The sequence below is a fragment of the Nocardioides sp. Z40_12 genome (assembly GCF_058215795.1).
In genome coordinates this window covers 174,890-191,597 of sequence record NZ_JBZAJA010000003.1, presented here as the reverse complement: position 1 = coordinate 191,597, position 16,708 = coordinate 174,890, and the positions used below count along the sequence as shown (strand labels likewise).

The following is a 16,708-nucleotide window of genomic DNA, read 5'->3' as shown; positions in this document are numbered from 1 at the left end:
CCGTGACTGGAGCAGAGACCGGCAGCGCGAGCGGCACACCCGCGCAGCGCCGCGCGCGTGCCATCGACGAGCTCAACCCCGAGGGCGTTCCGCGCAAGGTCCTCTTCGTCGCCGGCGCGGGGCGCAGCGGCACCAGCACGCTGGCGGGGATCCTCAGCCTGCTGGGCATGCACGTGCCCAAGCCCGAGGTGGAGGCCGACGCGTCCAACCCCAAGGGCTTCGGCGAGCCCAAGTGGGCGGTGGAGACCCACGACGCCTGGCTGCGCGAGGTCGACGTCCAGGTCAGCGACTCCCGCCCCAGCGCCTGGTTCGAGACCGGGCGGATCTCCAGCCGGGAGCCTGCCCGCATCCGCGTCTCGGACTGGCTCGAGACCCACTTCGCCGAGCACCCCGAGCTGGTGGTCAAGGACCCGCGGCTCAGCTGGTTCCTCGGCCTGTGGCGGGTCGCGGCGATCCGCACCGGGGCGACCCCGGTCTTCGCGACCATGCTCCGCCCGCCCGCCGAGGTGGTGGGGAGCAAGCAGAAGTACTACGCCAACAAGCTCGGCTCGGCCCACCTGGCCGCGAGCTGGCTCAACATGCTGCTGCACACCGAGAAGGCGACCCGCGAGTCGCTCAGCGGCTCCCATGTGGGCGGCGGGCGCGTCTTCGTGCGCTACGAGGACCTGCTCAGCGACTGGGTGCGGACCACGATGGCGCTGGGCCGGCGGCTCGACGTGCAGTCGGTGATCCACACCCGCAGCGACCAGATCCGCGAGGTGCACCGCTTCATCGACCCCAGCCTGCGCCGGGTCACCACCTCCCTCGACGACCTCGGCCTGCCGCCGCGCCTGCACGAGCTGGTCGCCGAGACCTGGTCGGAGCTCAACAAGCTGGCCGACGAGGGCGGAGACACGCCCGCGGCCCACGCCACCCTCGACCAGCTCCGGGCCGCCTACACCGCCCTCTACGAGGAGTCCGAGGCGATCTCCCGGTCCTCGGTGGTGGCCGCCCGTCTCGCGCAGGCCCGACAGGACGCCCAGGCGCACGACCTCGTCGTCCCGCGGGCCGGGCTCGCCGACCTGGTGCCGCACGAGGTCCGGGCCAAGATCCCGCCGTCGGTGCGCCGCGGCGTGCGCAAGGCGCTGGGTCGCGAGCGCGACGGGCATCCCGAGGCGCAGGGATGATCCCCATCGGCCAGGGCGACGGCATCGCCAACCTCGAGGGTCACACCGACTTCGACATCACCTGGCCCTGGCGGCGGCCCGGCGGGCTGCGCCGCGGCGCCACCGCGGTGCTGCGGGTCAAGGACGAGGCGCCCGGCCTGCGGTTCGTGCTGCCCCCGCTGCTGCGCGCGGTCGACCACGTGCTGCTGGTCGACAACAACTCCACCGACGGCACCCCGCAGGAGGCGCTGCGGGTGGTGGAGGAGACCGGCCACACCGACCGGTTCACCCTGGCCCACTACCCCTTCGACGTGGCCCGGGCGGGGGCCGAGCACCTCGCGGTGCCCGAGCGCTCGGTGCACTCGCTGGCCTACTTCTACAACTGGTGCTTCTCCCACGTGCGGACCAGCTACAGCTGGAAGTGGGACGGCGACATGGTGCTCACCACCGAGGGGGAGGTCTCGATGGGCGACCTGTCCTGGCAGGTCGGCGCCACCGACGCGGTGATCCGCTTCCCCCGCCACGGCCTCTACGTCGAGTCCGAGCGGCGCGCCTTCCTCGACCTCGGGCTGCGCAACATCGAGGAGTGGGGCTTCCCGATGGGCCCCGACTACGTCTACACCAAGGCGCCGGAGTGGGAGATCCGCACCACTCCCGACCACTTCGAGATGTTCGCCCTCCCGCAGGGGCTGTGCGTGGAGCTGAAGTGGCTCGACGGCGACGAGTTCGCGCACTGGACCGACCCGCAGTCGTTCGCCACCAGCCTGCGCAACCGGCGCAAGCGCCGCGAGTGGACCGTCTGGAACGCCCTCCAGGAGGGGACGGTGCCCGAGGGCGTGGTCGAGATCGTCGCCCCCGACGGGGTCCACGTGGTCGACCACGTCACCCACGACTGGCTGCCGCGCGCCCCTCGGCCCTTCGTCGTCGACGACCCCGCCCACGCCGTCGGCTGACCGCCCGCGCGCCGCGGACCGCCCGGAGCTGGGCCCGGAGGTGGGCCCGGAGGCGGGCTGCGGGTGGGCCAGGTCACACGCCGACCTGTTCACACGCGTGTAACAGCGACGTAGTCTCGTGTTCGCACGATCCACAGAGCCACATCGTCTGGTACCCGTACCGGCTCCCCCGCCCCGGCGGAGGAGTGGTCGGCGGGACTGAAGCGAGAGGTCCCTCATGACTGCCGCACCCCTCCGGGTGGGCGTGGTCGGCGCTGGCCGCGTCGGCGCCGTCCTCTCTGCCGCGCTGCGCTCCGCCGGCCACCGCGTGGTCGCCGCCGCCGCAGAGTCCGACGCCTCGCGTCACCGCCTCGAGACGCTGCTGCCGGGCGTCCCGGCCCGCAAGCCGAGTGCCGTCGCGCGCTCCTGCGACCTGCTGCTCCTCACCGTGCCCGACGACATGCTCGGCAACGTCGTCTCGATGCTCGCCGCCAGCGGCTCCCTGCGGAAGGGCCAGTACGTCGTGCACACCTCGGGCCGTCACGGCCTCGCGGTGCTCGCCGACGCGACCGCGGTGGGTGCCCGTCCGGTGGCGCTGCACCCCGCGATGACCTTCACCGGGACCGAGGTCGACCTGCCCCGGCTGGCCGGCTGCGTCTTCGGTGTCACCGCCGGTCCGCAGGAGCGCGGCCTGGTCGAGAGCCTGGTCGCCGACCTGGGCGCCCGGCGGGTCTGGGTCCCGGAGGAGAAGCGCACGCTCTACCACGCCGGCCTGGCCCACGGCTCCAACCACCTGGTCACCCTGGTGACCGAGGCGATGGAGATGCTGGCCGCCTCGGGGGCCGACGACCCGGCGGCGATCCTGCGCCCGCTGCTCTCCGCGGCCCTGGACAACTCCCTGGCCCACGGCGACGCGGCCCTGACCGGCCCCATCGTGCGCGGCGACGTGCAGACGGTGGCCGCGCACCTGGTCGACCTGCAGGCCAACGCCCCGCAGACCGTGCCGTCCTACGTCGCGCTGGGCCGCGCCACGCTCGGCCGGGTGGTGACCGACGGCCGGGTGCTGCCGATCCGCGCCGCCCGCATCCTCGAGCTGCTCGACGCGGCCGCCCGGGGCGTCGCGGTGACCGGCCTGCTGCGCACCGACGAGGGTCGCCCGGCCCGATGAACGACATCCGTCTCGCGCACAGTCGCGAGGAGCTCGGCGGGGCGCTCGACCGGCCCGCCTCGACGCGCCGCGTCGCCCTGGTGCCGACGATGGGCGCCCTCCACGAGGGGCACGCCAGCCTGATCCGCGAGGCGCGGCGTCGGGCGGGCGAGCAGGGCCGGGTGGTGGTCAGCATCTTCGTCAACCCGCTCCAGTTCGCCCCCGGCGAGGATCTCGACCGCTACCCGCGCACCCTCGAGGCCGACCTGGCGCTGTGCGCCGCCGAGGGTGCCGACGTGGTCTTCGCCCCGAGCGCCGAGGAGGTCTACCCCGGCGGGGTGCGCCCCGGCCACACCGACGAGCTGATCACCGTCGACCCGGGGCCGCTGGCCCTGGAGCTGGAGGGCGTCAGCCGGCCCACCCACTTCCGCGGGGTGCTCACCGTGGTCGCCAAGCTCTTCGGCCTGGTCCGCCCCGACGTCGCGGTCTTCGGCGAGAAGGACTACCAGCAGCTGGTGCTGGTGCGCCAGATGGCCGCCAACCTCTGCATGGGCGTGGAGGTGGTCGGTGCGCCCACCGTGCGCGAGCCCGACGGGCTCGCGCTGAGCAGCCGCAACCGCTACCTCGACCCCGAGCAGCGCTTCCGCGCCGCCGCGCTGCACCGGGTGCTGGTGGCGGCCGAGGAGGGTGCCCCGTGGGGGCCGGACGTCGCCCTGGAGGCCGCCCGCGCCGAGCTGCGGGAGTCCCACGGGGTCGACCTGGACTACCTCGAGCTGCGCACCCCCGAGCTCGCCCCCCTGACCGCCGTGCTGCCCGAGAGCACCCCGGCCCGGATCCTGATCGCCGCGCGGGTGGGCACCACGCGGCTGATCGACAACCTGCCCCTGACCCTCGGTCCCCGCCGAGAGCCGCGCGCCACCGAAGGAGAACGCTGATGCTGCGCACCATGATGAAGAGCAAGATCCACCGGGCCACCGTGACCCAGGCCGACCTGCACTACGTGGGCTCGGTCACCGTCGACGAGGACCTGCTCGACGCGGCCGACCTGCTGGCCGGCGAGCTCGTCCACATCGTCGACGTGACCAACGGCGCCCGCCTGGAGACCTACACGATCGCCGGCGAGCGGGGCTCGGGCGTGATCGGCATCAACGGCGCCGCCGCCCGGCTCGTCCACCCCGGCGACATCGTCATCCTGATCGGCTACGGCCAGATGGAGACCGCCGAGGCCAAGGAGTACCAGCCGGCGGTCGTCTTCGTCGACGCCGAGAACAAGATCCTCGCCACCGGCTTCGACCCGGCCGAGACCTTCGGCGACCCCTCGCTGAAGCGCGGCGACCTGATCGGCCGCTGAGGTAGGTGGCCCCGCACCTGCAGGCCCCCCGGATCCCGGCGCGGCTGGTCGCTCCCGCGCCGGGATGGACCACGCGCGCCGACGTGGTGGTCGTGGGCTCGGGGATCGCCGGCCTGACCGCGGCGCTGCGCATCGACGCGGCCGCGCCCGGGCTCAAGGTCCTGGTGGTCACCAAGGACGTCCTGCACGCCGGGTCGACCCAGTGGGCCCAGGGTGGGATCGCCGCGGCCCTCGGCCCCGGCGACACCCCCGACCAGCACGAGCGCGACACCCTGGTCGCGGGCGCGGGCGCCTGCGACGTGGAGGCGGTCCGGGCGCTGGTCACCGAGGGGCCGGCCGCGGTGCACGAGCTGATCGCGCTGGGCACCGAGTTCGACCACCACCCCGACGGCGAGCTGAGCCTGACCCGCGAGGGGGGCCACCTGCGCGACCGGATCGCCCACGCCGGGGGTGACGCCACCGGCGCGGAGATCCAGCGCGCGCTGATCGCCGCCGTCGAGCGGGCCCCGCAGATCGAGGTGGTGCAGCACGCGCTCGCCGTCGACCTGCTCCGCGCCGCGGACGGCGGCGTCGCCGGGCTGACCCTGCACGTGCTCGGTGAGGGTCAGCGCGACGGGGTCGGCGCGGTCCACGCCCGCGCGGTGGTGCTGGCCAGCGGCGGCCTCGGCCAGGTCTTCTCCCAGTCCACCAACCCGGCGGTGGCGACCGGCGACGGCATGGCGCTGGCGATTCGGGCCGGTGCGGCGGTGCGCGACCTGGAGTTCGTGCAGTTCCACCCGACTGTGATGTACCTCGGCCCCGACTCCCAGGGCCAGCAACCGCTGATCTCCGAGGCCGTCCGCGGCGAGGGCGCCGTCCTGGTCGACTGGGAGGGCCGACGGGTGATGGAGGGCGTCCACGAGCTCGGCGACCTGGCGCCCCGCGACGTGGTGGCCAAGGCCATCACCCGCCGGATGCTGGAGACCGGGCGGCCGCACATGTGGCTGGACGCCCGCCACCTGGGCGCGGAGTTCTGGGGGCGCCGCTTCCCGACCATCCTCAGCGTCTGCCGCGCCCACGGGGTGGACCCGGTGACCGCGCTGGTCCCGGTCTCGCCCGCCCAGCACTACGCCTCCGGCGGCGTGGCCACCGACCTGGACGGCCGCACCAGCGTCCCCGGGCTCTACGCGACCGGTGAGGTCGCCTGCTCCGGGGTGCACGGAGCCAACCGGCTGGCCTCCAACTCGCTGCTCGAGGGCCTGGTCTTCTCCCGGCGGATCGCCGAGGTCCTGCCCGGTGAGCTGCGGCCCTGGGCGGAGCCGGCCGTCGGTCCCGACGACCCGCGGGCCGAGGACACCTGGCTGGTGCCGGGGGCGGCCCGGCGCCGGCTCCAGGCGCTGATGACCCGCCACGTCGGGGTGCTGCGCCACGACACCGGCCTGCGCGAGGCGCTCGCCGCGCTGGCCACCCTGGGGCAGGCCGGCGCCCGGGAGCCCGCCGAGCCGGGCGTCGCCGCGTGGGAGACGACCAACCTGCTCACGGTGAGCGCCGCGCTGTGCGCCGCCGCGCTGCTGCGCACCGAGACCCGCGGCTCGCACTGGCGCGAGGACTTCCCCGAGCGCGACCCGCGGGTCGCCGGCCACGTCGACGCCTGGCTGGCGGACGGTGCGGTCGAGGCCCGCTGGACCCCGTCGCCGTCGACCGACCCCACCGACGCCAACACCAGTACCGGCCCGTCCACCGTCGCGTCAGGGAGCCCCGCATGAGTCCGTCGTACGCCGCACTTCCCGACGACCTCGCCGGCGAGCTCTGGGTCGCCGGGCTCGACCCCGAGGCGGTGCGCCGGCTGATCCTGGCCGGCCTCGAGGAGGACCTGCCCGACGGCGGGGTCGACACCACCAGCTTCGCCACCATCGGGGCCACCCAGCAGGGCGCCGCCGGCTTCCACGCCCGCGAGCCCGGCGTGGTCGCCGGCCTGGCGGTGGCGGCGGCGGTCTTCGCGGTGGTGATGGGCGAGGAGGTGCAGGTCACCGACCGGCTGCCGGACGGCGCCCGGGTTGCCCCCGGGGACAGGGTGATGACCGTCAGCGGGCCCACCCGCGGGCTGCTCACCGCGGAGCGGACGGCGCTCAACTTCGCCAGCCACCTCTCCGGGGTGGCGACCGGCACCGCGCGCTGGGTGGAGGCGCTCCAGGGCACCCGCGCCCGGGTGCTCGACACCCGCAAGACGCTGCCGGGCTGGCGGGCGCTGCAGAAGTACGCCGTGCGCTGCGGGGGCGGGGTCAACCACCGGTTCAGCCTCACCGACATGGCGATGGTCAAGGACAACCACGTGGTGGCCGCGGGCGGGGTGGTCAAGGCCCTGGAGGCGGTCCGGGAGGCCTTCCCGGGACTGCCGGTGGAGGTGGAGGTCACCGACCTCGACCAGCTCGCCCAGCTGCTGGACGCCGGCTGCGACCGGGTGCTGCTCGACAACATGGACACCGCGACGATGGCCGAGGCGGTACGGCTGCGCGACCAGCACCCCGGCGGTGCCGCGGTCGAGCTGGAGGCCTCCGGCGGGCTCACCCTGGGGCGCGCCCGGGAGGTCGCCGAGACCGGGGTGGACTACATCTCGGTGGGGGCGCTGACCCACTCGGTGACGGTCTTCGACCTCGGGATGGACCTGGCATGAACGTGCTGCTGGCGGCCGACATCGGCAACAGCAGCACGGTGCTCGGCCTGCTGGTGGGCGAGGAGGTGGTGGCCCACTGGCGGGTGGCCACCGACGAGCGGCGCACCAGCGACGAGTGGGCGGTGCTGGTGCGCGAACTGCTGGCCGACAGCGAGCACGGCGCGCGCCTGTCGGGAATCGCGGTCTGCGCGACCGTTCCGGCGGTGCTGGCCGAATGGCGGGAAATGCTCGCGACCTATTTCTCCGGGCTTTCCACGGTCATCGTCGAGCCCGGCGTCCGCACCGGAATCCCGGTGCTGATGGACAATCCGCGCGAGGTGGGCGCCGACCGCGTCGTCAATGCACTGGCCGCCGCCCGTATCCACGGCGGCCCGGCCATCGTCGTCGACTTCGGTACCGCCACCACCTTCGACGTGGTCAACGACCAGGGCGCCTACGTGGGCGGCGCCATCTCGCCCGGTATCGAGATCTCCCTGGAGGCGCTCGGCCGCCGCGGCGCCCAGCTGCGCAAGGTCGAGCTCAAGCGGCCCCGCCAGGTGATCGCCAAGAACACGGTGGAGGCGCTCCAGTCGGGCATGCTCTTCGGCGTGGCGGCGCAGGTCGAGGGGATGGTCGCCCGGATGGTGGCCGAGCTCGGCGCCGATCCGGCGCAGGTGCAGGTGGTGGCCACCGGGCACCTGGCGCCCCTGGTGGTGGAGGAGTGCGACTGCTTCACCGCGCACGAGCCGTGGCTCACGATCCAGGGCCTGCGGATGGTCCACGAACGCAATTGCCAGTAACTGCGGCGACGAGGGTTAATTCACACCGCGGACGTCCAGCGCAATCCCCAAAAAGGCACGTCGCTCCTCTTTTCTCGGGGGAATTGTCGCGGCGATATTGCGTGTGGCAAGGTGGAGGGGTTGCTCCGACCAGTAGAAGGAATTAATCCCATGGCTCAAAAGGTGAACATCGTGCTGGTCGACGACCTCGACGGCAGCGAGGCGACCGAGACGGTCAGCTTCGCCCTGGACGGCACCTCCTACGAGATCGACCTCAACGACGAGAACGCCGCGGCGCTGCGCGAGGCGCTGAGCGGCTACGTCGGTCACGCCCGCAAGGCGTCCGGTGGTCGCCGCGGCGGCGCCCGTCGCTCCTCCGGCTCGGCCGGCGGGTCCGCCGGCGGACCGAGCGCGGCCGACGTCCGGGCCTGGGCCCGCGACAACGGCTTCGAGCTCTCCGAGCGGGGCCGGGTGCCCGCCGAGGTGCGCCGGGCCTACGACGCCGCGCACTGAGCGCCCCTGGTTGACCGGCCCGGCGCCTGTTCGCTCTGAGCGGACCGCGTGGGGTCGGTCACCGGGAACACGTAGGCTGTCGGAGGAGTTGGAACTCGTGTCCGCTGCCCCGCTGCTCCGACCCCGGTCGGCCCGCCGCGAGGCGGACCCACGACGTACCACCTGTGCACACTGCTGAGAATCGAGGCGCACATGTTCGAGCGGTTCACCGACCGAGCCCGACGAGTTGTCGTGCTGGCCCAGGAAGAGGCCCGCATGCTCTCCCACAACTACATCGGCACCGAGCACATCCTGCTCGGGCTGATCCACGAGGGCGAGGGTGTCGCGGCCAAGGCGCTCGAGTCCCTCGACATCTCGCTGGAGGCCGTGCGCGCCCAGGTCGAGGAGATCATCGGCCAGGGCCAGCAGGCCCCGTCCGGTCACATCCCCTTCACCCCGCGTGCCAAGAAGGTGCTCGAGCTCTCGCTGCGCGAGGCGCTGCAGCTCGGCCACTCCTACATCGGTACCGAGCACATCCTGCTCGGCCTGATCCGGGAGGGTGAGGGCGTCGCCGCCCAGGTGCTGCAGAAGCTGGGCGCCGACCTCAACCGGGTCCGCCAGCAGGTCATCCAGCTGCTCTCCGGCTTCCAGGGCAAGGAGGCCGCCGGCGCGGCCGCCGGCCCGGGTGCCAGCGGCAGCGAGGCTCCGTCCTCCTCGCTGGTCCTCGACCAGTTCGGCCGCAACCTGACCCAGGCGGCCCGCGAGGGCAAGCTCGACCCGGTGATCGGGCGCGAGCAGGAGATCGAGCGGGTCATGCAGATCCTCTCCCGCCGCACGAAGAACAACCCGGTGCTGATCGGCGAGCCCGGCGTCGGCAAGACGACGATCGTCGAGGGCCTGGCCCAGGACATCGTCAAGGGCAACGTCCCGGAGACGCTCAAGGACAAGCAGATCTACACCCTCGACCTCGGTGCGCTGGTGGCGGGCAGCCGCTACCGCGGCGACTTCGAGGAGCGCCTCAAGAAGGTGCTCAAGGAGATCCGCACCCGCGGCGACATCGTGCTCTTCATCGACGAGATCCACACCCTGGTGGGTGCGGGTGCCGCCGAGGGTGCGATCGACGCCGCCAGCATCCTCAAGCCGATGCTGGCGCGTGGCGAGCTGCAGACCATCGGGGCCACCACCCTCGACGAGTACCGCAAGTACCTCGAGAAGGACGCCGCGCTCGAGCGCCGCTTCCAGCCGATCCAGGTCGCCGAGCCGTCGATCGCGCACACCATCGAGATGCTCAAGGGGCTGCGCGACCGCTACGAGGCGCACCACCGGGTCACCATCACCGACGAGGCCCTGGTCTCCGCCGCGACGCTGGCCGACCGCTACATCTCCGACCGCTTCCTCCCGGACAAGGCGATCGACCTGATCGACGAGGCGGGCTCCCGCCTGCGGATCCGCCGGATGACGGCGCCGCCGGACCTGCGCGCCTTCGACGAGCAGATCGGCGAGGTCCGCCAGCGCAAGGAGGCGGCCATCGACGGGCAGGACTTCGAGGCCGCGGCCCGCCTGCGCGACGAGGAGAAGCAGCTCATCGCCAAGAAGTCCGAGCGCGAGAAGCAGTGGCGCGCGGGCGACATGGACGAGATCGCCGAGGTCGACGAGGAGCTGATCGCCGAGGTGCTGGCGGTCGCGACCGGCATCCCGATCGTCAAGCTCTCCGAGGCCGAGTCGACGCGCCTGCTCAACATGGAGGAGGAGCTCCACAAGCGGGTCATCGGGCAGGAGGAGGCCGTCAAGGCGCTCTCCCGCGCCATCCGGCGTACCCGTGCCGGCCTGAAGGACCCGAAGCGTCCCGGTGGGTCGTTCATCTTCGCCGGGCCCTCGGGCGTCGGCAAGACGTGGCTCTCCAAGACGCTGGCCGACTTCCTCTTCGGTGACGAGGACTCGCTGATCCAGCTCGACATGAGCGAGTTCTCCGAGAAGCACACCGTCTCGCGGCTCTTCGGCTCGCCTCCCGGCTACGTCGGCTACGAGGAGGGTGGCCAGCTGACCGAGAAGGTGCGGCGCAAGCCGTTCTCGGTCGTCCTCTTCGACGAGGTCGAGAAGGCGCACCCCGACATCTTCAACTCGCTGCTCCAGATCCTGGAGGAGGGTCGCCTGACCGACTCCCAGGGCCGGGTGGTCGACTTCAAGAACACCGTCATCATCATGACGACCAACCTCGGCACCCGGGACATCGCCAAGTCGGTCAACTTGGGCTTCGCCCAGGTCGGCGACGCGGCCGGCTCCTACGACCGGATGAAGAGCAAGGTCGCCGACGAGCTCAAGCAGCACTTCCGGCCCGAGTTCCTCAACCGCGTCGACGAGATCATCGTCTTCCCGCCGCTCTCGCAGCAGCAGATCGTGTCGATGGTCGACAACATGATCGCCGCCGTCGAGCTGCGTCTGCGCGACCGGGACATGCAGCTGGAGCTCACCCCGGCCGCCAAGCAGCTGCTCGCAGTCCGGGGCTTCGACCCGGTGCTCGGCGCCCGGCCGCTGCGCCGCACGGTGCAGCGCGAGATCGAGGACACGCTCGCCGAGAAGATGCTCTTCGGCGAGGTCGGCCCCGGCCAGATCATCCTGGTCGACGTCGAGGGGGAGGGTCCGTCCGCGACCTTCACCTTCCAGGGCCAGAAGGTCGACAAGCTGCCCGACATGCCGCCGCTGGAGACCGTCGACACCGGGGTCGCCCCGATCGAGGGTCCGGACGACTCCGCCGGCCCGGTGGACGTCCCCCGCGCGGAGGACTGAGACAGCTGCACCCCGACGCCCCGGTCACCTCTGGTGACCGGGGCGTCGTGCGTCTGACCGGGGGTGTCCCCGAGCTCTCTGGCCGAGCCTCCAGCGTGTGGCTCGGTGATGGACCCGTCGGGCGTTGGTGGCCTGGTGCTCTGGACGTCGCCGGCTCCTGAGCCGCGCGGGGCGTCACCGCGAGGTCCCGCTCACGGCAGGGAGAACGACCGGTCCTCGTAGGAGACCAGGAGCCCGTCGGCCGCCAGGCCGGCCAGGCAGCGCTCGCGCTGGACCGCGTCGGGCCAGACGGCGTCGATGCGGTGCCGGTGCACCGGGCCGTCGGCCTCGCGCAGCACCGCCATGATCCGGCCCCGGCACTGCCGGTCGGTGCCGTCCCAGGCCTGGCCGCGCCGCGGCGGGCCGTCGTACGCCGGGTAGCCGGCCGCGCGCCAGGCGCACAGGTCCGCCACCGGGCAGTCGCCGCAGCGGGGGGCGCGAGCGGTGCAGACCAGGGCGCCCAGCTCCATCACGGCCACCGACCAGGTGGCGGCGGTGGGCGGGTCCTCAGGGAGCAGCTCGGCGGCGTCGCGCCGCTCGTGGGCGCGGACCGCGTCGGGCGGGGGCTCCACGGCCCGCAGCACCCGGTGGTGGACCCGCCGCACGTTGGTGTCGAGCACCGCGACCCGGCGGCCGAACGCGAAGGCGGCGACCGCCGCCGCGGTGTAGTCGCCGACTCCCGGCAGGGCCCGCAGCGCCTCGGGGGAGGAGGGCACCTGGCCGTCGTGGTCGGCGAGGATCGCGGTGGCGGCGGCGTGCAGGCGCAGGGCGCGGCGCGGGTAGCCCAGTCGGCCCCACGCCCGCAGAGCCTCCCCGACGGGCTCCGCGGCCAGCGCCGCGGGCGTGGGCCAGCGCGCCAGCCAGGCGTCGTGGACCGGCAGCACCCGGGCCACCGGCGTCTGCTGCAGCATGAACTCCGAGACCATCACCGACCACGCCGACGCCTCGGGTCGCCGCCAGGGCAGGTCCCGGGCGTTCTCGTCGTACCACTCCAGCAGCGGCTCGGTCAGCGACCCCGGAACCGCCCCGCCCCCGGCACCCGCCGCAGCCGGCTCAGCCCTTGAGGACGTCACCGAAGAACCCGCCCGTGCTCGTGTCGCAGGAGCCGTCGTCGGGCTGCTGCGTCGGGCCCGCGGCCGGTTGGACCACCACGAAGCCGGGCCCGTGGAAGGCGTACTGCGCGGACTCGCCACCGCCGCGGCGCGTCGGGCGGGAGGGGGTGGCGCCCTGCAGCACCGGCTGCAGCCCGGCCGACCAGCAGACGGCGGCATGGACGTCGACCTGGGTCGGCTCCCGGCTGCAGTCGAGGACCACTGGCGTGCCGTGGCAGGTCACGGCCACCCGGCCCTGACCCCGCAGCAGGGCGGTGAAGGCACCGGCGGCCGGCAGCCCCAGGCCACTGGCGGGGTGGACGTCGTAGTCGAGGGCGGACTCGAAGGCCAGGAGGCTGGTGCCGGAGACGGTGAGGGCGTCGTCCGGGCCCTCCAGGTCGACGAGGAAGACGTGGCGGCCGGAGTGGGCGAAGAAGGCCTGCCCGCTCCCGGAGACGGTCATCAGCGGGGTGTCGTCGCTGGTGACGATCCGCCGCAGCAGCCTGCTCACGGACCCGACGGACCGGTGCTCGCACGTCACCTGCCCCTGGGAGGCGACCATCGAGCCCTTCGCCGCGACGACCGGGGCACCCAGGGTCGCCCGCAGGAGGGAGCCGTTCTGCAGGGCCAGCGCCTCCGGTGAGGGGACCTCCTCGTGGACGCGGGAGAAGAGATCACCACGCATGCGCGGAAGCCTAGACGCAGGCCGTCGCCCGGGGCACGGTGTGGCACCCACCACTCGGCGCCTCGGCTCGATAGCGTGCTGGCCATGTCTGCGCTGACCGCACCCAAGGGGCCGCTGCCCGCCCGGGTGTACTGGTTCCGTCGGATCCTGGTGCTCTCGACCGTCCTGGTGCTGCTGCTCGGTGCGGTGCGGCTCTTCGGCGGCGGCGGCGAGGAGCCGCCCGAGGCCGACCAGCAGGCCGCGCCCGCCGCGGCCGAGGTGGTGCCCGAGGCCGAGGAGACGCCGGAAGCGCCCGCCGAGGAGACGACGGGGAAGAAGAAGGGTCGCGGCCAGCAGGCACCCGCGCCGGAGGCGAGCGCCGAGCCGGCGCCGGAGCCCACCCCCGAGCCGACACCGGAGCCGCCGCCGCTGCCCGCGCCGACCGGTCCGTGCGTCAACAGCGACGTGACGGTCACGCCCGTGGTCGGCGCGCCGCGCGCCGACGGCAAGGTCGACATGGTGCTGCTGCTGCGCACCCTGACCACCCCGGCGTGCACCTGGCAGGTCTCGGCCGAGACGGTGACGGTCAAGATCAGCTCGGGCAGCGACGACTACTGGTTCAGCAGCCACTGCCCCCAGGCGCTCCCGGCGCAGGACGTCGTGCTCTACCAGGGCACCGACACCACGGTCCCCTTCCTGTGGAGCGGTCGCCGCTCGGACCCGGAGTGCTCGCGGGCCACCGACTGGGCCCAGCCCGGCTTCTACCACGTCAAGGCCGCCGCCTTCGAGGGCGAGCCCACCGAGGTGCAGTTCGAGCGCACCCGAGCCTCGATCACCGCGACCCGGGCACCCGAGCCGGAGCCCGCTCCCGCGAAGAAGAAGAAGAAGAAGAAGAAGAAGAACAAGCCCGCCGGTCAGGCGACGCCGCCGGCCCCGAAGCCCTCGGGCGCGGTGGAGCCCACGCCGGCCGGCTGACGCCTCGGGCCCCTCGGGCGCGGGACGTCAGACGTAGCGCTCGAGGATGCTCGACTCGGCGAGCCGGGAGAGCCCCTCGCGCACGCTGCGCGCCCGCAGGTCGCCGACCCCGTCGACGACCTGGAGGTCGTCGATGCCCGCCGAGAGGAGCTGCTGGAGCCCGCCGAAGTGCTCGACCAGGCGGTCGACGACCGGGCTGGGCAGCCGGGGCACCTTGGCCAGCAGACGGTAGCCCCGGGGCGCCACGGCGCCGTCGAGGTGGTCGCCGGTGGTGAGGCTGAGGGCCTTGGCCACGGCGGCGGGGTCGACCAGCTCGGTGGGGGAGAGCAGGCCGAGGTTGTCCAGCAGGGCCTCGGGAGAGGCGGTCGTCCCGCTCGGCAGGTAGTCGCGGATGACCAGCTCGCGGTCGGCGTCGACCCCGGTGATCAGCTCCTCGAGCTGGAGCGAGAGCAGCCGGCCGTCGGTGCCGAGCTCGAGCACGTAGTCCTCGATCTCGCGGGCGATGCGGGTGACCATCTCGAGCCGCTGGGCCACCACGGCGACGTCGCGCACGGTGACGAGGTCCTCGATCTCCAGCGCGGAGAGGGTCGAGGAGACCTCGTCGAGCCGGAGCTTGTAGCGCTCCAAGGTCGCCAGGGCCTGGTTGGCCCGGGAGAGGATCTGCCCGGAGTCCTCCAGGACGTAGCGGGTCTCGCCGACGTAGACGGCGATGATCTGCATCGACTGGGAGACCGAGATGACCGGGAACCCGGTCTGCCGGGCGACGCGGTCGGCGGTGCGGTGCCGGGTGCCGGTCTCCTCGGAGAAGATGGTGTGGTCGGGCATCAGGTGGACGGCGGCGCGGTGGATCCGCGTGACGTCCTTGTCGACGATGATGGCGCCGTCCATCTTGGCCAGCTCGCGCAGGCCGGTGGCGGTGAACGGGACGTCGAGGGTGAAGCCGCCGCTGGCGATCGAGTCGACCAGCTTGTCGTGGCCCAGCACGATCAGAGCCCCGGTGCGGCCGCGCAGGATCCGCTCGAGCCCGTCGCGCAGGTGGGTGCCAGGAGCGATCGTGGCCAGGGTCGCCCGCAGGCGCAGGCTCTCGTCACTGCGCTCGATGCCGACCAAGGCGCCCTCCATCACGGACCACACGACGAAACGCCGAGTGGCTGCAGCGCTCCGCGCGTCAGTCTATGGGACGAAGCGCAGTGGCGCGGGTCCTGGTGAGCCTCAGCAGCCCCAGAGCGGTGGCGACGTCTCCCACGTCGAGCACCTGCATGCCGTCGATCGTCCACGACTCGGGAGACCGAGGCCCCGGCGGCGCGTTGCGCTCGCTGGGCACCACGGCGACCTTGAACCCCAGCCGGGCGGCCTCCGAGAGCCGCTGGGGGAGGTCGCGCACCCGGCGCAGCTCGCCGGCCAGGCCGATCTCGCCCATCGCCACCACCCCGGTGGGGGCCGGGATGCCGAAGGTGGCGCCGGCCAGGGCGACGGCGATGGCCAGGTCGCTGGCGGGCTCGTGGATCCGCGCGCCGCCGACGGTGGAGACGAAGACGTCCATGTTGTGCAGCCGGATCTGGCAGTGCTGCTGGAGCACCGCCAGCACCATCGAGACCCGCGAGGAGTCGACGCCGGAGGTGGTGCGGCGTGGGCGCTCCGCGGGCGTGGGCGCGACCAGCGCCTGCACCTCGGCCAGCAGCGGGCGGCGTCCTTCCATGGTGACCGCCACGCAGGTCCCCGGGACCTGCTTGGAGTGGTGCTCCACGAAGAGGCCGGTGGGGTCGGTGACCGCCCGGATGCCCTGGGCGGAGAGGTCGAAGCAGCCCACCTCGTCGACCGGGCCGAACCGGTTCTTCATGGCACGGACCATCCGGAACCGCGAGTTGCGGTCGCCCTCGAAGTGGAGCACGACGTCGACGAGGTGCTCCAGCACCCGCGGCCCGGCGATGGAGCCGTCCTTGGTGACGTGGCCGACGATCACCGTGGTGATGTTGCGGGTCTTGGCGACCCGGATCAGGGCGGCGGCGACCTCCTTGACCTGGGTGACGCCACCGGGGACCCCCTCGATCCCCGAGGCGCCGATGGTCTGGATCGAGTCGACCACCAGCAGCGTGGGCTTGACCTGCTCGATGTGGCTGAGCACGGCGCCGAGGTCGGTCTCGGCGGCGAGGTAGAGCTCGTCGTGGACCGCGTCGGTCCGGTCGGCGCGCAGCCGCACCTGGGAGGCGGACTCCTCGCCGGTGATGTAGAGGGTGCGGTGCCGGTGGCGCGCGGTCTGGGCGGCCACCTCGAGGAGCAGGGTGGACTTGCCGACCCCCGGCTCGCCGGCGAGCAGGATGGCCGCCCCCGGCACCAGCCCGCCGCCGAGCACCCGGTCGAGCTCGGCCACCCCGCTGGAGCGGAACGCGGACTCCTCCACCGAGACCTGGCCGATCGGCACCGCGGCGGTGGTGACGGCGCTGGCCTGGGTGCGCCCCACCGGGGCGGCGGCCGCCTCCGCGACCGACCCCCAGGCCTGGCACTCGCCGCAGCGCCCCACCCACTTGCCTGTCTCCCACCCGCACTCGGAGCAGCGGTAGGCGGGGCGGGTCCGGGCCTGTTTGCTCATGGCGCAGACGGTAGGCCACAGCGCCGACAGGCCCGAAAGTGCGGACAGCGCAGCAGAGACGCCGGGGCGGCGCATGCGCCTATG

General features: G+C 73.3%; 15 protein-coding genes. 11 read left to right on the top strand and 4 right to left on the bottom strand.

Features of this window, described 5'->3' with window-relative positions:
• The first annotated feature begins 2 nt into the window (after window positions 1-2).
• From AC4BG9_RS07225 to AC4BG9_RS07180, 10 genes are all read left to right on the top strand, one after another.
• Window positions 3-1,166: a sulfotransferase family protein gene (locus tag AC4BG9_RS07225; RefSeq protein ID WP_490570404.1), complete on the top strand. Its 1,164-nt coding sequence runs from the start codon at window positions 3-5 to the stop codon at window positions 1,164-1,166.
• Complete coding sequence (locus AC4BG9_RS07220; protein ID WP_490570403.1) at window positions 1,163-2,098, top strand: hypothetical protein; 936 nt, start codon at window positions 1,163-1,165, stop codon at window positions 2,096-2,098. The genes AC4BG9_RS07225 and AC4BG9_RS07220 overlap by 4 nt, the downstream gene beginning before the upstream one ends.
• 217 nt (window positions 2,099-2,315) lie before the next feature.
• The gene (locus AC4BG9_RS07215; protein ID WP_490570402.1) at window positions 2,316-3,245 is read left to right on the top strand and encodes a Rossmann-like and DUF2520 domain-containing protein; all 930 of its coding nucleotides are present in this window, start codon (window positions 2,316-2,318) and stop codon (window positions 3,243-3,245) included.
• The gene (panC, locus tag AC4BG9_RS07210; RefSeq protein ID WP_490570401.1) at window positions 3,242-4,159 is read left to right on the top strand and encodes a pantoate--beta-alanine ligase; all 918 of its coding nucleotides are present in this window, start codon (window positions 3,242-3,244) and stop codon (window positions 4,157-4,159) included. Before AC4BG9_RS07215 ends, panC begins: the two co-directional genes overlap by 4 nt.
• On the top strand, window positions 4,159-4,575 hold the full coding sequence (panD, locus tag AC4BG9_RS07205; protein WP_490570400.1) for an aspartate 1-decarboxylase: 417 nt from the start codon (window positions 4,159-4,161) through the stop codon (window positions 4,573-4,575). Before panC ends, panD begins: the two co-directional genes overlap by 1 nt.
• A gap of 5 nt (window positions 4,576-4,580) precedes the next feature.
• Entirely contained in the window at window positions 4,581-6,320 is a 1,740-nt protein-coding gene (locus AC4BG9_RS07200; protein ID WP_490570399.1) for an L-aspartate oxidase, read from the top strand.
• The gene (nadC, locus tag AC4BG9_RS07195) at window positions 6,317-7,228 is read left to right on the top strand and encodes a carboxylating nicotinate-nucleotide diphosphorylase (protein WP_490570398.1); all 912 of its coding nucleotides are present in this window, start codon (window positions 6,317-6,319) and stop codon (window positions 7,226-7,228) included. The genes AC4BG9_RS07200 and nadC overlap by 4 nt, the downstream gene beginning before the upstream one ends.
• Window positions 7,225-8,007, top strand: a complete 783-nt coding sequence (locus AC4BG9_RS07190) for a type III pantothenate kinase (protein WP_490570397.1) — start codon at window positions 7,225-7,227, stop codon at window positions 8,005-8,007. Before nadC ends, AC4BG9_RS07190 begins: the two co-directional genes overlap by 4 nt.
• A 150-nt stretch (window positions 8,008-8,157) precedes the next feature.
• Window positions 8,158-8,499 (top strand): histone-like nucleoid-structuring protein Lsr2, encoded by a 342-nt coding sequence (locus AC4BG9_RS07185; RefSeq protein WP_490570396.1) that lies wholly within the window; start codon window positions 8,158-8,160, stop codon window positions 8,497-8,499.
• A 192-nt stretch (window positions 8,500-8,691) separates the two neighbouring features.
• Window positions 8,692-11,265, top strand: coding sequence for an ATP-dependent Clp protease ATP-binding subunit (locus AC4BG9_RS07180; protein WP_490570395.1), 2,574 nt, complete (start codon window positions 8,692-8,694; stop codon window positions 11,263-11,265).
• A 191-nt stretch (window positions 11,266-11,456) separates the two neighbouring features.
• Here AC4BG9_RS07180 and AC4BG9_RS07175 read toward each other — a convergent pair whose 3' ends face one another.
• Both AC4BG9_RS07175 and AC4BG9_RS07170 read right to left on the bottom strand, forming a co-directional pair.
• Window positions 11,457-12,314, bottom strand: coding sequence for an HhH-GPD family protein (locus AC4BG9_RS07175; RefSeq protein ID WP_490570655.1), 858 nt, complete (start codon window positions 12,312-12,314; stop codon window positions 11,457-11,459).
• A gap of 43 nt (window positions 12,315-12,357) precedes the next feature.
• Entirely contained in the window at window positions 12,358-13,080 is a 723-nt protein-coding gene (locus AC4BG9_RS07170; RefSeq protein ID WP_490570394.1) for an AIM24 family protein, read from the bottom strand.
• A gap of 84 nt (window positions 13,081-13,164) precedes the next feature.
• On the opposite strand from AC4BG9_RS07170, the gene AC4BG9_RS07165 reads away from it, so the two are divergent.
• Window positions 13,165-14,034: a hypothetical protein gene (locus tag AC4BG9_RS07165; protein WP_490570393.1), complete on the top strand. Its 870-nt coding sequence runs from the start codon at window positions 13,165-13,167 to the stop codon at window positions 14,032-14,034.
• Between the two features lie 27 nt (window positions 14,035-14,061).
• Here AC4BG9_RS07165 and disA read toward each other — a convergent pair whose 3' ends face one another.
• Both disA and radA read right to left on the bottom strand, forming a co-directional pair.
• A complete protein-coding gene (gene disA, locus AC4BG9_RS07160; RefSeq protein WP_490570654.1) occupies window positions 14,062-15,156 on the bottom strand; it encodes a DNA integrity scanning diadenylate cyclase DisA in 1,095 nt (364 codons plus the stop codon).
• A 46-nt stretch (window positions 15,157-15,202) separates the two neighbouring features.
• The gene (gene radA, locus AC4BG9_RS07155; RefSeq protein WP_490570392.1) at window positions 15,203-16,624 is read right to left on the bottom strand and encodes a DNA repair protein RadA; all 1,422 of its coding nucleotides are present in this window, start codon (window positions 16,622-16,624) and stop codon (window positions 15,203-15,205) included.
• Window positions 16,625-16,708 lie beyond the last annotated feature (84 nt).

Bases quoted from the DNA above. Each gene is read 5' to 3' on its own strand.
- AC4BG9_RS07185 (WP_490570396.1), top strand. From the start codon at position 8,158: ATGGCTCAAAAGGTGAACATCGTGCTGGTCGACGACCTCGACGGCAGC.
- nadC (WP_490570398.1), top strand. From the start codon at position 6,317: ATGAGTCCGTCGTACGCCGCACTTCCCGACGACCTCGCCGGCGAGCTC.
- AC4BG9_RS07220 (WP_490570403.1), top strand. From the start codon at position 1,163: ATGATCCCCATCGGCCAGGGCGACGGCATCGCCAACCTCGAGGGTCAC.
- AC4BG9_RS07190 (WP_490570397.1), top strand. From the start codon at position 7,225: ATGAACGTGCTGCTGGCGGCCGACATCGGCAACAGCAGCACGGTGCTC.
- AC4BG9_RS07170 (WP_490570394.1), bottom strand. From the start codon at position 13,080: ATGCGTGGTGATCTCTTCTCCCGCGTCCACGAGGAGGTCCCCTCACCG.
- radA (WP_490570392.1), bottom strand. From the start codon at position 16,624: ATGAGCAAACAGGCCCGGACCCGCCCCGCCTACCGCTGCTCCGAGTGC.
- AC4BG9_RS07215 (WP_490570402.1), top strand. From the start codon at position 2,316: ATGACTGCCGCACCCCTCCGGGTGGGCGTGGTCGGCGCTGGCCGCGTC.
- AC4BG9_RS07180 (WP_490570395.1), top strand. From the start codon at position 8,692: ATGTTCGAGCGGTTCACCGACCGAGCCCGACGAGTTGTCGTGCTGGCC.
- disA (WP_490570654.1), bottom strand. From the start codon at position 15,156: ATGGAGGGCGCCTTGGTCGGCATCGAGCGCAGTGACGAGAGCCTGCGC.
- panC (WP_490570401.1), top strand. From the start codon at position 3,242: ATGAACGACATCCGTCTCGCGCACAGTCGCGAGGAGCTCGGCGGGGCG.
- AC4BG9_RS07165 (WP_490570393.1), top strand. From the start codon at position 13,165: ATGTCTGCGCTGACCGCACCCAAGGGGCCGCTGCCCGCCCGGGTGTAC.
- panD (WP_490570400.1), top strand. From the start codon at position 4,159: ATGCTGCGCACCATGATGAAGAGCAAGATCCACCGGGCCACCGTGACC.